Origin of the sequence: Kineococcus xinjiangensis (assembly GCF_002934625.1) — a bacterium.
In the GTDB taxonomy this organism is placed as follows: Bacteria; Actinomycetota; Actinomycetes; order Actinomycetales; family Kineococcaceae; genus Kineococcus_A; species Kineococcus_A xinjiangensis.
Window position 1 is genome coordinate 164,612 of record NZ_PTJD01000006.1, and the last position, 13,614, is coordinate 178,225.

A 13,614-nucleotide genomic window follows, 5' to 3' on the forward strand; every position below is an offset into this window, starting at 1 on the left:
CGCTCCCGTCCCGTGCCGTCGGGGGCCGTCCGATCGCGCGCTGCCCCACCACTGGGCAGGATGACGGGGTGAAGATCGTCGTCAGCGGCGCCAGCGGGCTCATCGGCACGGCCCTCGTGGACCACCTGCGCGCCCACGGGCACGGGGTGCTGCGCCTGGTGCGGCGCCCACCGCGAGCCGCCGACGAGATCGGCTGGAACCCCGGCGCAGGCCTGCTGGACCCGCGCTCGCTGCGCGGGGTGCAGGCGGCCGTGAGCATGTCCGGGGCGGGGGTCTCCGACCGGCGCTGGACGCGCGGCTACCGCGACGTGATCCTCCGCTCGCGGGTGGACTCCACGGCGACGCTGGCACGGGCCCTGGCGGCGCTGGACCCGGTCCCGGAGGTCTTCGTCTCCGGCTCCGCGATCGGCTACTACGGCCACCGGGGCGACGAGGTGCTGACGGAGTCCTCCGCCGCCGGGGACGGTTTCCTCGCCGACGTGGTGCGGCAGTGGGAGGCCGCCACGGCCCCGGCCGAGGCGGCGGGCATCCGGGTGGTGCACGCGCGCACCGGTCTCGTCGCCAGCCGCTCCGGCGGCGCGTTCGGGCGGATGCTGCCCCTCTTCCGGGCCGGGGTGGGCGGTCGCCTGGGTTCGGGCAGGCAGTGGTGGAGCCTGATCTCCCTGCCCGACGAGGTCGCCGCCCTCGCCTTCCTGCTGAGCGCGGACGTGCAGGGGCCGGTGAACCTCACGGCCCCGAGCCCGGCTCACAACGCGATCGTCACCGAGGCCCTGGCCTCGGCGCTGCACCGCCCTGCCCTGGTGCCGGTGCCGGCGCCGGCGTTGCGGGCGGCGCTCGGCGGGTTCGCCGGGGAGGTCCTCGCCAGCCAGCGGGTGCTGCCCGAGGTGCTGCTGCGGGCGGGGTTCACGTTCCGGCACCCCGAGGTCACGAGCATCGCGCAGTGGGCCGCCGACCCCTCGCTGCCCTGACCCGCGCCTCGACCGGCGGGCGCACGGGGAGCCGCCTCAGCCGATCGCGCTGACGCGCCACTCCCCTTCGACCCGCACCAGTGTCACGCGGGAGCGCCGCGGGTCCGTCGCGGCCACCTCCTCGACCGCGCCGTGGCGGTCCACCCGCTGGTGCGCCCTCGTCACGACGTCGGCGAGCAGCACCGTCCGCTCCGGGCCGGCCACCTCCACCTGCACCGAGCGCACGTCGAAGCTCAGGCCCCGCCAGGAGGTGCCCTGCTCGCGGTGCGCAGCCAGCAGTTCCACGTCGGCGGCCAGCGCGGGCGATCCCGGGGAGTCCACCGCGGTGAGCAGCTCGGAGTCGCCGGCCTCCAGGGCGTGAGCCCGCCGCTGCGCGAGTTCCACGACGACCGCGTGCAGGTCCTCGTCGGCCGGCGCCGCCGCGGGCGGCGGGTCGAGCGCGGGAGCGGCGTCCACCGCAGGGAGTGCGCCTGCCTCCGGGGTCGTGCGGGCTGTGGCGGGGGACGTCGCGTCGGGCGGTGTGCCTCCGGGCTCGGTGGGCGCATCGCGGTCCGGACTGGCGGCTCCGGCCCTCCCGCCGGGTGCCGCGGTGCTCCCCGCGGCCGCGTCGCCCGTCTGGGGCAGCAGGAGCACTGCGGTCGCGGCGAGCAGCGCGAGCACCGCACCGCCGCCCAGCAGGCGCCCGGTCCGGCGGGAACGGGCGCCGTCCGCGGAGCGGCGCCGGCGCGCGGGGGCGTCCCCGCCCGCCCGCGCACCGCGGCGGCCGGCTCGTCCCTCCGCGCCGAGGCGGCGGGTGCGACGGCCGTCCGGGCCGGGCTCGCCGGTGGGTGCGGCCTCGGCCGGGCCCACAGCGAGCGCCCGCAGCCGCCGGGTGACGGCGTACTCGTCCGGGGCGGCGGGCTCCGGCCCCGCAGCCGAGGCCACCACACCCGAGGCCACCGCACCCGGGACCACGGCACCCGACGGAACGTCACCGGGGGCTGGCCGCTCCCCGCCGGCCGCGACGGCGCCGAACGGGTCGGGTCCCCTCGACGGGTCCGGGTACGGGGCGGGGCCGGCGGCGACCACGCGCAGGGGGCGCGCCGGGGCGGCCTCGGAGGCGCCCACGGCCAGCTCCACGGGCGCGGGGCGGCGGTTCGGCGGGGGGTCGAGGGCCTGCAGGAGCAGGTCGGTCAGCTCGGCGGGCACCCCCTCCGGCAGCGCGCGCCCTGCCCGGCGGCGCCCGAGCCGGCCAGCGGCCGGCGGCGGGGAGCCGGTGAGCGCGAACCACGCCACCGCCGCCAGGCCGTAGACGTCGGACGCGGCACCCGGGCTGCCTCCCGCCGCGACGGCGGGGTCGCAGTAACCGGTGGTGGCGTGCAGCCACCCGCCCGCCTCCCCCAGCACCCGCGCGACGCCCAGGTCGGCGAGCAGCGGGGTGCCGTCGGCGCGGAGCAGGACGTTGCCCGGGGAGATGTCGGCGTGCACGACGCCGGTGGCGTGCAGGTCCTCCAGCGCCGGGCCGAGCTCCAGCAGCAGCGTGACGACCTCGCCGACCACCAGGCGCCGGCGACGGACGAGCGCGGCGAGGCTGCCGCCCGCCGCCAGGTCGAGGACGAGCACGGGCCTGCCCTCGGCGGTGGTGCTGATGTCGCGCACCGCCACGACGCTCGGGTGGCGCACCCGGCGCAGCAGGGACAGCTCCCGCAGGAGCGGGTCGGCGGCACCGGCCGCGGCGGGGGTCTCCTCCAGCACCTTCAGGGCGCAGGGCAGCCCGTCGGGCCCGGTGCCCTCCCACACGCTCGCCGAGCCCCCGGCGCCCAGCATGCGCCCGACGGCGTAGCCGTCCACCTGCGGCGGCGGGGCGCCGGGGCGGTCGGGAGCCGTGGCCGCCGGGCCCGGCTCCGCGGTCCCGCGGTGGCGCCCGCGCCGGGTCTGGTCGCGTTCCTGCATGCACGGAGCGAACCGCACGCCGGGGAGGCGCCGCGTGCGTTGTCCACAGCGTCGATAGTCTTCCCCGGGTGAGCTCTGGATCTCCGTCGGCCGGGCTGCCGACCTCCGTCGACGTCACCGTGATCGGTGCGGGCACCGCGGGGCTGGCCTGCGCCCGCCACCTCGTCGCGGAGGGCCTGCACGTCGTGGTCCTCGAAGCCGAGGACACCGTGGGTGGCCGCATCCGCAGCGAGGAGGTCGGGGGCTTCCGCCTCGACCGGGGGTTCCAGGTCCTCAACCCCGCCTATCCGGAGGTGCGGCAGGTCCTCGACGTCCCCGCCCTGCGGCTGCAGCACTTCGACGCGGGCATCGCCGTGCAGCGCGCCGGGGAGGTCGTGCAGGTGCGCGACCCGCGCCGGCACCCGACCGCGGCGCTGGAGGCGCTGCGCTTCCCGATCGGCACGCTGCGCGAGAAGCTGGCGGCCGCGCGCTGGGCGCTCGGCACGGAGTCCGCGGCCGCGCTGAAGGGCCCGGACACCGGCTGGCGCGAGTCGCTGGACGCCGCCGGGGTCACCGGCGAGCTGCGCACCGCGGTGGTCGAGCCCTTCCTCGCCGGTGTCATCGGCGAGGCCGCGGGCACCACCTCCGCCAGGTTCGTCAACCTCCTCGTCCGCAGCTTCCTGCGCGCCACCCCCGGCCTGCCCGCCGCCGGGATGGGCGCGGTGACCGCGCAGCTGGCCGCCTTCCTGCCCCCGGGCACCGTCGTCACCGGCGCCCGGGCCGAGCACCAGTTCCGCGGCCCGCGCGAGCTCCTCGTGCAGACCACGGCCGGCGGGGTCGCGACCCGGGCGGTGGTCGTGGCGACGGACCCGGTGAACGCCGCGCACCTCACCGGCCTGCCCGAGCCGGAGATGCACCCGCTGACGACCTTCTGGTTCGCGGCGCCGTCCTCCCCCGCGCCGCCCTCCCGGGCGAAGCTGATCCACGTCGACGGCGACCGCAACGGCCCGGTCATCACCAGCGCCGTCGTCAGCGAGGTCGCCCCGAGCTACGCGCTGCAGCGCTTCGACGAGCGCGCGCTGGTCTCGGCGCTGGTGCTCGGCGACCGCGGCGACACCCTCGTGCAGCAGGACGTGCGCGCCCACCTGAGCCGCATCTACCGCACCGGCACCCGCGACTGGGAGCTGCTGGCCGTGCACGCCCTGCCGCACGCCCTGCCCGCGCTCGGTGCCCCCTTCACCGGTCCGCAGCCGGTGGCGCTGGGCGACTCCGTCTACGTCTGCGGCGACCACCGCGACAACGCCTCCCAGCAGGGGGCGCTCGTCTCCGGGCGGCGCGCCGCGCTGGCCGTGCTGCGCGACCTCGGGGTGCTGCCCGCCCGTGCCCGCTGACGCCCCCACGATCGTCGCCACCTCCGGCGGGTGGCGGCGGGGGGTGCGGGGCCTCCTCGACGCCGGCCCGCTGCTCCACCACGCCGTGGAGCTGTCCGGTGCGGCCGGGCGGGCCCGGGTGTGCCACCTCGGCACGGCGGGCGGCGACCAGCGCTGGTTCACGGCCGAGGCGGTCGACGCGGGGCAGCGGGCCGGCTTCGACGTCGCGCCGCTGCACCTGTTCCCGATGCCGTCCGTCGACGACGTGTCGGAGCACGTCCTGTCCTGCGACGTGGTGTGGGTGGAGGGCGGCTCCGTCGTCAACCTGCTCGCGGTCTGGCGCGCGCACGGCCTCGACGCGGTGCTGCGCCGCGCCTGGGAGGCCGGGGTGGTGCTGGCGGGGGTGTCGGCCGGGTCGATCTGCTGGTTCCGCGGCGGCACGACCGACTCCTTCGGCCCCGAGCTGCGACCGGTGACGGACGCGCTGGGGCTGCTGCCGTACGGCAACGGGGTGCACTACGACTCCGAGGCGGGCCGCCGCCCCCTGGTGCACCGGCTGGTCGCGGCCGGCACCCTCCCCGAGGCGCACTGCACCGACGACGGGGTCGGCCTGGTCTACCGGGGCACGCGGCTGGTCGAGGCGGTGCGGGAGGTGGACGGCGCGGCGGCGGCCTACGTGGTGCGCCGCGAGGACGGCCGCGCCGTGGAGGAGCGGCTCCCCACCCGGCGGCTGCCCCTCGCCTGAGCCGCCCGTCCGAGGTCGCTCCGGGCGGGCGCGGCGCGCGGCGTACCGTGGCGGGCGTGAGCACCACCACGCACGGCGGCTCCGCCCACGGCCCGGTCGACGGCACCGCCCGCGAGCCGCTCGCCGTCGAGCGCGTCCGGCTCGGGGAGGGCCTCGTCCCCTACGCGGAGGCGTGGGAGCTGCAGCGGCGGCTGCACGCCGAGCGGGCGGCCGGCGAGCGCGGGGACGTCCTGCTGCTGCTGGAGCACGAGCCGGTGTACACGGCGGGCCGGCGGACGAACTCGTGGGAGCGCCCCACCGACGGCACCCCGGTGGTGGACGTCGACCGCGGTGGGCGCATCACCTGGCACGGGCCGGGGCAGCTCGTCGGCTACCCGATCGTGGGTCTGGCGGAGCCGGTGGACGTGGTGCGCTACGTGCGGCGGGTGGAGCAGCTGCTCATCGACGTGTGCGCGGAGCTGGGCGTCGAGGCGGTGCGGGTGGCAGAGCGCACCGGGGTGTGGGTGCCCCAGGACGGGCAGCGGCCCGCGCGGAAGGTCGCGGCCATCGGCGTGCGGGTCGCCCGCGGGGTGACCATGCACGGCTTCGCGCTGAACTGCGACACGGACCTGGCGGGGTTCTCCACGATCGTGCCGTGCGGGATCACGGACGCCGGGGTGACGTCGCTGACCGCGGAGGTGGGCCGCCGGGTCGGGGTGGCGGAGGCAGCGGACCTGCTCGCGCGGCGGGTGCCGGACGCCGACCTGCCCGGGCTGCTCCCCCGCTGAGCACCCCCACCCCCGGGCGGGGACGTCGCGCAGGCGACACGCCGGTGCCGCCCGGCCGAACGTCCCCGCCACGTCCCCGCCGAGGGCTCAGCGCAGCTGCGGGGCGACCTCGGCGGCGACCAGCTCGACGTGGTCCAGGTCGGCGATGTCGAGGACCTGCAGGTACACCCGCTGCACCCCCGCCTCCGCGTACGCTCCGATCTTCTCGACGACCTCCGCGGGCGTCCCGGCGAGGCCGTTGCGGCGCAGCTCGTCCGGCTCCCGGCCGATGGCACCGGCGCGGCGGCCCAGCTCCCGCTCGTCCCGGCCGCAGCAGAGCACGAGGGCGGCGGAGTACACGAGCTCCTCGGGGTCGCGGCCCTCGGCGGTGCAGGCGTCGCGGACGCGGCCGAACTGGGTGCGGACGCCGTCCAGCGGCTGGAAGGGCACGTTGAACTCGGTGGCGTAGCGGGCCGCCAGTTCGGGGGTCCGGCGCTTGCCCATGCCGCCGATGATGATCGGCACCCGGCGCTGCGCGGGCTTGGGCAGGGCCGGGGAGTCGCGCAGCTGGAAGTGCTCACCGTGGTGGTCGAAGGTCTCCCCGACGGGCGTCGACCACAGGCCGGTGATGACGGCGAGCTTCTCCTCGAAGCGGTCGAAGCGCTCGCGCGTCGGGGGGAAGGGGATGCCGTAGGCGGTGTGCTCGGCCTCGTACCAGCCGGCCCCGAGGCCCAGCTCGACGCGGCCGCCGGACATCTGGTCGACCTGCGCGACCTGGATGGCGAGGACCCCGGGGTGGCGGAAGGTGGCGGAGGTGACGAGGGTGCCCAGCCGCAGCCGGGTGGTGTCGCGGGCGAGGCCCGCCAGGGTGGTCCAGGCGTCGGTGGGACCGGGCAGCCCGGCCTCGGGCCCCGTGGACTCGCCCATGACGAGGTAGTGGTCGGAGCGGAAGAAGGCGTCGTAGCCGGCGTCCTCCGTGGCCACGGCGAGCCGCAGCAGGTCGTCGTAGGTCGCGCCCTGCTGGGGCTCGGTGAAGATGCGCAGGTCCATGCCGCCCATCCTGCCGAGGGCCGCCCACGGGGTGCCCGCCGGTCCCGTCCGCCCCCTCTGGCAGCCTCGGGGGGTGACCACCGCGCCCGCCTCCCCCGACCTCCCCGCCGCCGTCCTGCCCGGCACCGCGCGCCGGCTCACGGCGCTGCTGGCGAGCGCGCAGGCCGAGCACCGGCTCCCCTCGGTGGCGGTGGGGCTGGTCCGCGACGGCGAGCTGGTCTGGTGGGCCTCGCGGGGCCTGGTCGCCGGTGCGCGGCCCACGCCCGCGACGCAGTACCGCATCGGCTCGATCACGAAGACCTTCGTGGCGGCGGCGGTGCTGCGGGCGGTGCAGGACGGCCTGGCCGGCCTGGACGACCCGGTCGGCGCGCACCTGCCGGAGCTGACCGGCACCGGCGCCCTGACCGTCGGGCAGCTGCTGGCGCAGTCCTCCGGCGTCCGTGCCGAGACGGAGGGCCCGTGGTGGGAGCGGACGCCCGGCGGGGACTGGAGCACGCTGCTGCCGCAGCTGGGCGAGGAGGCGGTGCGGCTGCGCCCCGGCACGCGCTTCCACTACTCCAACGTCGGCTACGCGATCCTCGGCGAGCTGGTGGCGCGGCTGCGCGGGCGGGGCTGGGCAGAGGTCGTGGCGGAGCAGTTCCTCCGCCCGCTCGGGATGCGGCGCACCACGCTGCGCCCGAGCGGTGAGCACGCGCCGGGCCTGGCGGTGCACCCGTGGGCGGACGTGGTGCTGCCCGAGCCGGAGCACGACGCGGGCGCGATGGCGCCGGCGGGGCAGCTGTGGTCGACCGTCGGCGACCTCGCCCGGTGGGCGGGCGCGCTGGCCGGGCGGGAGCCGGGCGCGCTGGACCCGGCGGTGGCGGCGTCGATGCGGGAGCTGCAGGCCGCCGACGACCAGCCGGGCGGGGGCTGGAGCTCCGGCTACGGGCTGGGCCTGCAGCTGTGGAACGAGGGCGGGCGGCTGCACGCCGGGCACTCCGGCTCGATGCCCGGGTTCGTCGCGATGCTGCGCGCCGACGTCTCCAGCGGCGACGCGGTGCTGGCGCTGACGAACTCCACGACCGGCTTCGGGGACCTGCCGGCGCGGCTGCTGGCGGCCTACGCCGAGGCGGAGCCGCCGCTGGCCGCGGAGTGGCAGCCGCAGCGGGTGGACGCGGACGTGCTGGAGCTCGTCGGCCCCTGGTACTGGGGACCGGCGCCGCTGGTGCTGAGCGCCACCGCCGACGGCGGGCTGCGGCTGGCGGGCATGCAGCAGCGGGCGCGGGCCTCGCGCCTGCGCCGCGCCCGCGCCGGGGAGCAGGGCGACTGGGTGGGGCTGGACGGCTACTACGCCGGGGAGCCGCTGCGGGTGCTGCGGGGGCCGGACGGGGCCGTGCGGGCCCTGGACCTGGCCAGCTTCCGCATCACCCGCAGCCCGTACCCGCTGGAGGAGGCGGACCTGGTGCCCGGCGGTGTGGACCCGGCGGGGTGGCGGCCGGGCACCCCCGGTGGACGTCGGAGCGGAGACGTACTCTGAGCCGGTGACGATCGCACCGGAAGGCCGCAGGCTCCTGCGCGTGGAGGCCCGCAACGCGGAGACGCCCATCGAGCGCAAGCCGTCGTGGATCCGCACGAAGGCGCGCACCGGTCCCGACTACACCGAGCTGAAGGGCCTGGTGAAGCGGGAGGGCCTGCACACGGTGTGCGAGGAGGCGGGCTGCCCCAACATCTACGAGTGCTGGGAGGACCGCGAGGCCACCTTCCTCATCGGCGGCAGCGACTGCACGCGCCGCTGCGACTTCTGCCAGATCGACACGGGCAAGCCGGCGCCGCTGGACACCGACGAGCCGCGCCGGGTGGCGGAGAGCATCCGCACGATGGGCCTGCGCTACGCCACCATCACCGGCGTCGCCCGTGACGACCTGCCCGACGAGGGCGCGTGGCTGTACGCCGAGACGATCCGGCAGGTGCACGGGCTCAATCCCGGCACCGGCGTGGAGATCCTCGTGCCGGACTTCTCCGGGACCCCGGAGCTGCTGGGCCAGGTGTTCGACGCTCGCCCGGAAGTCTTCGCGCACAACGTGGAGACCGTGCCGCGCATCTTCAAGCGGATCCGCCCGGCGTTCCGCTACGACCGCTCCCTCGACGTGATCACCCAGGGGCGCGACGCGGGTCTGGTCACGAAGTCGAACCTCATCCTGGGCATGGGTGAGACGGACGAGGAGGTCGTGGCCGCGCTGCAGGACCTGCGCGACGCCGGCTGCGACATCATCACGATCACCCAGTACCTGCGGCCGTCCCCGCGCCACCACCCGGTGGAGCGCTGGGTGAAGCCGGAGGTCTTCGTGGAGCTGTCCGCGGAGGCGGAGCGGATGGGCTTCGCCGGGGTGATGTCCGGGCCGCTGGTGCGCTCCTCCTACCGGGCCGGACGGCTGTGGGCGCAGGCGATGCGCCGCCGCGGCCGGGAGGTCCCGGCAGAGCTCGCGCACCTGGACAAGGAGTCCCCGGCCAGCCAGGAGGCCTCCAGCGTCCTCGCCCGGCTCAGCCGCGCCTGAGGAGCGCTCCGCGGCCCGCGCGAGGGGGCCTCTGGGGCACACGCGCCGGACGTATCCTGTCCGGCATGGCCCGCACGAAGTCGTCCCCCGAGCCCGCCCCGACCGCCAAGCCCCGCTGGCGCCGGGGCCGCGGGTCCTCCCCCGCACCGGGGCGCCGCCAGGGCCGGCTGAAGCAGATCCGCGCCGTCTACCGGATGACGGTCAAGGCGGACCCGGCGACCCGCTGGTGGCTGCTGCTGGCGTTCGGCCTGCCGCTGGTGCTGTCGATCGTCATCGGGATCCTCTCCGGGCACTGGATCTACTTCCCGCTGCTGGGCCTCATGATCGGCTTGCTGGCCGCGACCTTCGTGCTCTCGCAGCGCGCGCAGAAGGCGGCGTTCCGGCAGATCGAGGGCCAGCCCGGCGCCACGGGGGCGACCCTGAGCACGCTGCGGCGCGGGTGGAACTTCGAGCAGGAGCCCGTCGCGATGAACCCGCGCACCCGGGACATGGTGTTCCGGGCGGTCGGGCGCCCTGGTGTCGTCCTCGTCGGCGAGGGCCCCGCGCCGCGGGTGCGCCGGCTCGTGGAGGACGAGCGGCGCAAGGTGAACCGCCTCGTCCCCAACGTCGAGGTGCACACCATCTACGCCGGTGACGGGGAGGACCAGGTCCCCCTGCGCAAGCTCCCCCGGACCCTCACCCGCCTGCGGCCGAAGCTGACCAAGCAGGAGGTCGAGCACGTGACCAAGCGGCTGCGGGCGATGGGTGCGGTGAAGCCCCCGATCCCCAAGGGCATCGACCCGATGCGGGCGCGCCCCGACCGCAAGGCCACCCGGGGCCGCTGACGCCCGGGCCGCCCGCCACGGCCGCCGGGGCCGTGGCGGCTCCCTCAGCGGCGCACGATGACGGTCCCGGCCGCGCGGTCGTGCAGGCCGCGCTGGTCGGGGTCGGAGACGACCGCCGGGATCACCAGGCACAGCAGTGCGGTGCGCAGCAGCGCCCGCAGCGGCCCCACGAAACCACCGTCGGCCCGGCGCACGACGAGGCCGGCCAGGAAGTGGCCGATGGTGAAACCCGTCGTCCCCACCAGCACCACGTGCATCAGGGCGAACACGGCCAGCGGTCCCAGCTCCCGGCCGAGCGTGGCGTTGACGAAGGCGTGGGCGATGACCGAGGCCACCGCCCAGTCGATGCACAGCCCGACGATGCGGCGACCCCAGCCCCCGATCGAGCCGGGCCCCTCCGCCGGCAGTCCGAGACCGGCACCGGGGTGGCTGTCTGGTTGCGGGGCCGGGACGCGGGCAGCTCGGGGCACCCTGGCAGGCTAGCCGCGCTCCCCCCGCCCCTCGCACCGCGCACCGCCGCCCGGGTGAACCTCCCGGCGTCCCCGCGGGCGCGACCAGCCGGGTAACGTGCCGGAAACACGACAGTCACCGATGTGAAACGGCCGGCGCCTAGCGTCAGCGCGTCCACGGCGGCCCCGAGCAGGGGTCGGTCCCGTCCCTGGAGGTTGGATGTTCAGCAACTCCGAAGAGGTCCTGAAGTACATCCGCGATGAAGGCGTGAAGTTCGTCGACATCCGCTTCTGCGACCTGCCCGGCGTCATGCAGCACTTCAACGTGCCTGCCGAGTCGGTGACCGCCGACGCGCTGACCGAGGGCCAGATGTTCGACGGCTCCTCCATCCGCGGCTTCCAGGCCATCCACGAGTCCGACATGAAGCTCGTGGCGGACCCGACCTCGGCGTTCATCGACCCGTTCCGGGCCGAGAAGACCCTGGTCATCAACCACTCGATCGTGGACCCGTTCACGGACGAGCCCTACAGCCGCGACCCGCGCAACATCGCGGCCAAGGCCGAGGCGCACCTGAAGAGCACCGGCATCGCCGACACCGTCTTCTTCGGTGCCGAGGCCGAGTTCTACATCTTCGACGACGTGCGCTTCCAGACGAGCCCGCAGTCGAGCTTCTACCACATCGACTCGGTCGAGGCGGCCTGGAACTCCGGGCGCGAGGAGGAGGGCGGCAACCGCGGCTACAAGACGCGGTTCAAGGGCGGTTACTTCCCCGTCCCGCCGGTCGACCACTTCGCGGACCTGCGCGACGAGATGTGCGTGGAGCTGGCGAAGGCCGGCCTGCAGGTGGAGCGCTCGCACCACGAGGTCGGCACCGCCGGCCAGGCGGAGATCAACTACCGCTTCGACACGCTGAAGAACTCGGCCGACCAGGTCCTGCTCTTCAAGTACATCATCAAGAACGTGGCGTGGCGCAACGGCCGCACGGTCACCTTCATGCCGAAGCCCCTCTTCGGCGACAACGGCTCGGGCATGCACTGCCACCAGTCGCTGTGGAAGGACGGCGAGCCCCTCTTCTACGACGAGCGCGGCTACGGCGGCCTGTCCGACATCGCCCGCTGGTACATCGGCGGCCTGCTGCACCACGCGCCGTCGCTGCTGGCGTTCACCAACCCGACGGTGAACTCCTACCACCGCCTGGTCCCGGGCTACGAGGCGCCGGTGAACCTGGTGTACTCGGCCCGCAACCGCTCCGCGTGCATCCGCATCCCGGTCACCGGCAACTCGCCCAAGGCCAAGCGCATCGAGTTCCGCGTGCCGGACCCGTCGGCGAACCCGTACCTGGCGTTCTCCGCGCAGCTCATGGCGGGCCTCGACGGCATCAAGAACCGCATCGAGCCGGCGGAGCCGATCGACAAGGACCTCTACGAGCTCCCGCCGGAGGAGCACGCGAACATCAAGCAGGTCCCGTACTCCCTCCCCGAGGTGCTCGACCGCCTCGAGGCGGACCACGAGTACCTGCTCGACGGCGGCGTGTTCACGTCCGACCTCATCGAGACGTGGATCGACTACAAGCGCACCCACGAGGTGGACCCGATCCGCCTGCGCCCGCACCCCCACGAGTTCGAGCTGTACTTCGACATCTGACGGTCGGCGCCCCGCGCCTGCCGCTGCACCACCTCGGGGCCGTCGCCCGTCCGCGCTCACCGCGCGGCACGGGCGGCGGCCCTCGTGCTGTCGGCCGGGCAGGGGCGTCGAGGTGGAACGCACGGGCGGTCCCCGGCGTCTGAGGGCTGTGCGTGCCCATGTCCTCGCCGCGAGCGGCGCTGCCCTGCTGCTGCTCGCCACCGCCTGCGCGGGCCCGCTCCCCGGGGTCGCGTGCACCTCCGTCGGCCCGCCGTTCGGGCTGACCTTCGACATGACGGCGCTGAACGGCCCGCCCCAGCCGGCCGACAGCCCTATCGTGGCCGACTACTGCGCCGACGACGCCTGTCAGGGCACCTACGTGCGCCTCTTCAGCGCCGATCCGGCGGTCACCGGCGGAGGCGACATGCGCAGCGCCTTCATCTTCGACCCGGACATGACGGCCACGCCCACCGCGCACCTGCGCCTGCACGACGAGGGCGGCCCGGTCACCCGCGCGGCCAGCACTGCGGTCGCTGCTCGTGCGGTCAGCTCCGACGTCAACGGCCCCGGCTGCATCGCCGAGGGCCACTGGGGAGCCGTGCGCGTCGAACCCGACGGCAGCCTGACCGACGTCACCGCCACCACACCGCTTCCGGAGTCGCTGCAGCCCCGCTGAACCGGCGGGCCCTCCCCGCCGGCCCGTGCCGCCTCGCGGCAGGCTCGCCCGGTCGACCGACGCCTCCCAGGTGGTGCGGGAGTCCTGCTGGCTGCTCCCGTCGCCCTCGCGTGGAGGAAGGCGGCCGCCCGGCGCCAGGCGGGACCCTCGGTCTGAGCAGGGCACGCCCTAGTGTCGCCGGGCATGCAGCGCCTGATCCCCGAGCTGATCTGCTCCGACCTCTGCGCGAGTCTCGCCTTCTACCGCACGCTCGGCCTGACGGTGCTCTACTCCCGGCCGGAGGAGCGCTTCGCGTACCTCGTGCGCGACGGCGTGGACCTGATGCTCGAGGAGCGGGATCCCAGTGACCGCCTCCATCCCCGTGCCGAGCTCGTCCACCCCTACGGCCGGGGCATCAACCTCTCGATCGACGTGGACGACGTCGACGAGGTGCACGCCGCGGTGGCGCAGGCCGGCTACGAGCTCTTCCGGCCGATGGAAGAGCGCTGGTACGAGCGCGCCGAGGACGCCGTCGGTGTCCGGGAGTTCGCCCTCCAGGACCCGGACGGGTACCTCCTGCGCATCACCCAGGACATCGGCACCCGCCCTCGCCGCGAGGTCCCGGCGACGGGACGCTGACCCCGTCGGGTGCCGAGGGGAGAGCTGCCGGGCGCGCGCGGCGGTCCGCGGACTCAGCCCGTGCGCCGTTCCGGCGGGCGGTGCCGCGCCGCTAGCGTC

13 protein-coding genes are annotated in these 13,614 nt (G+C 75.9%); 10 read left to right on the forward strand and 3 right to left on the reverse strand.

Annotation, left to right across the window (positions count from 1 at the left end; translation table 11 throughout):
* Window positions 1-68 precede the first annotated feature (68 nt).
* Window positions 69-968: a TIGR01777 family oxidoreductase gene (locus tag CLV92_RS10185; protein ID WP_104432703.1), complete on the forward strand. Its 900-nt coding sequence runs from the start codon at window positions 69-71 to the stop codon at window positions 966-968.
* 36 nt (window positions 969-1,004) lie between these two features.
* Here CLV92_RS10185 and CLV92_RS10190 read toward each other — a convergent pair whose 3' ends face one another.
* Window positions 1,005-2,900: a serine/threonine-protein kinase gene (locus CLV92_RS10190; RefSeq protein WP_146099485.1), complete on the reverse strand. Its 1,896-nt coding sequence runs from the start codon at window positions 2,898-2,900 to the stop codon at window positions 1,005-1,007.
* Window positions 2,901-2,968: 68 nt separating this feature from the next.
* On the opposite strand from CLV92_RS10190, the gene CLV92_RS10195 reads away from it, so the two are divergent.
* From CLV92_RS10195 to lipB, 3 genes are read left to right on the forward strand one after another with little or no spacing between them, the layout of a single operon-like run.
* The gene (locus CLV92_RS10195; RefSeq protein WP_170112743.1) at window positions 2,969-4,270 is read left to right on the forward strand and encodes an FAD-dependent oxidoreductase; all 1,302 of its coding nucleotides are present in this window, start codon (window positions 2,969-2,971) and stop codon (window positions 4,268-4,270) included.
* Window positions 4,260-4,994 (forward strand): Type 1 glutamine amidotransferase-like domain-containing protein, encoded by a 735-nt coding sequence (locus tag CLV92_RS10200; protein WP_104432705.1) that lies wholly within the window; start codon window positions 4,260-4,262, stop codon window positions 4,992-4,994. The genes CLV92_RS10195 and CLV92_RS10200 overlap by 11 nt, the downstream gene beginning before the upstream one ends.
* Window positions 4,995-5,050: 56 nt before the next feature.
* Window positions 5,051-5,761 (forward strand): lipoyl(octanoyl) transferase LipB, encoded by a 711-nt coding sequence (lipB, locus tag CLV92_RS10205; protein WP_104432814.1) that lies wholly within the window; start codon window positions 5,051-5,053, stop codon window positions 5,759-5,761.
* A gap of 87 nt (window positions 5,762-5,848) precedes the next feature.
* On the opposite strand, the gene CLV92_RS10210 is transcribed toward lipB, so the two are convergent.
* The gene (locus CLV92_RS10210) at window positions 5,849-6,790 is read right to left on the reverse strand and encodes an LLM class F420-dependent oxidoreductase (protein ID WP_104432706.1); all 942 of its coding nucleotides are present in this window, start codon (window positions 6,788-6,790) and stop codon (window positions 5,849-5,851) included.
* 73 nt (window positions 6,791-6,863) lie between these two features.
* On the opposite strand from CLV92_RS10210, the gene CLV92_RS10215 reads away from it, so the two are divergent.
* The 3 genes from CLV92_RS10215 to CLV92_RS10225 all read left to right on the forward strand — a co-directional run bounded on the left by CLV92_RS10215 (window position 6,864) and on the right by CLV92_RS10225 (window position 10,148).
* Window positions 6,864-8,306 (forward strand): serine hydrolase domain-containing protein, encoded by a 1,443-nt coding sequence (locus CLV92_RS10215; protein WP_245886678.1) that lies wholly within the window; start codon window positions 6,864-6,866, stop codon window positions 8,304-8,306.
* A 4-nt stretch (window positions 8,307-8,310) separates the two neighbouring features.
* Complete coding sequence (lipA, locus tag CLV92_RS10220; protein ID WP_104432815.1) at window positions 8,311-9,324, forward strand: lipoyl synthase; 1,014 nt, start codon at window positions 8,311-8,313, stop codon at window positions 9,322-9,324.
* A gap of 65 nt (window positions 9,325-9,389) precedes the next feature.
* On the forward strand, window positions 9,390-10,148 hold the full coding sequence (locus CLV92_RS10225) for a DUF4191 domain-containing protein (protein ID WP_104432708.1): 759 nt from the start codon (window positions 9,390-9,392) through the stop codon (window positions 10,146-10,148).
* 44 nt (window positions 10,149-10,192) lie between these two features.
* Here CLV92_RS10225 and CLV92_RS10230 read toward each other — a convergent pair whose 3' ends face one another.
* Window positions 10,193-10,618: an RDD family protein gene (locus tag CLV92_RS10230; protein WP_104432709.1), complete on the reverse strand. Its 426-nt coding sequence runs from the start codon at window positions 10,616-10,618 to the stop codon at window positions 10,193-10,195.
* Between the two features lie 199 nt (window positions 10,619-10,817).
* Between CLV92_RS10230 and glnA the strand changes: the two genes are divergently transcribed.
* From glnA to CLV92_RS10245, 3 genes are all read left to right on the forward strand, one after another.
* Window positions 10,818-12,242 carry a type I glutamate--ammonia ligase gene (gene glnA, locus CLV92_RS10235; protein ID WP_104432710.1) on the forward strand — a complete coding sequence of 475 codons (1,425 nt, stop codon included), beginning with the start codon at window positions 10,818-10,820 and terminating at the stop codon, window positions 12,240-12,242.
* Between the two features lie 148 nt (window positions 12,243-12,390).
* Complete coding sequence (locus CLV92_RS10240; RefSeq protein ID WP_104432711.1) at window positions 12,391-12,897, forward strand: hypothetical protein; 507 nt, start codon at window positions 12,391-12,393, stop codon at window positions 12,895-12,897.
* Window positions 12,898-13,080: 183 nt separating this feature from the next.
* Window positions 13,081-13,515, forward strand: coding sequence for a bleomycin resistance protein (locus tag CLV92_RS10245; RefSeq protein ID WP_104432816.1), 435 nt, complete (start codon window positions 13,081-13,083; stop codon window positions 13,513-13,515).
* Window positions 13,516-13,614: the final 99 nt, after the last annotated feature.

Excerpts from the sequence above, each read along its gene's own strand:
- CLV92_RS10190 (WP_146099485.1), bottom strand. The coding sequence starts at position 2,900 with ATGCAGGAACGCGACCAGACCCGGCGCGGGCGCCACCGCGGGACCGCG.
- CLV92_RS10210 (WP_104432706.1), bottom strand. The coding sequence starts at position 6,790 with ATGGACCTGCGCATCTTCACCGAGCCCCAGCAGGGCGCGACCTACGAC.
- CLV92_RS10225 (WP_104432708.1), top strand. The coding sequence starts at position 9,390 with ATGGCCCGCACGAAGTCGTCCCCCGAGCCCGCCCCGACCGCCAAGCCC.
- glnA (WP_104432710.1), top strand. The coding sequence starts at position 10,818 with ATGTTCAGCAACTCCGAAGAGGTCCTGAAGTACATCCGCGATGAAGGC.
- CLV92_RS10245 (WP_104432816.1), top strand. The coding sequence starts at position 13,081 with ATGCAGCGCCTGATCCCCGAGCTGATCTGCTCCGACCTCTGCGCGAGT.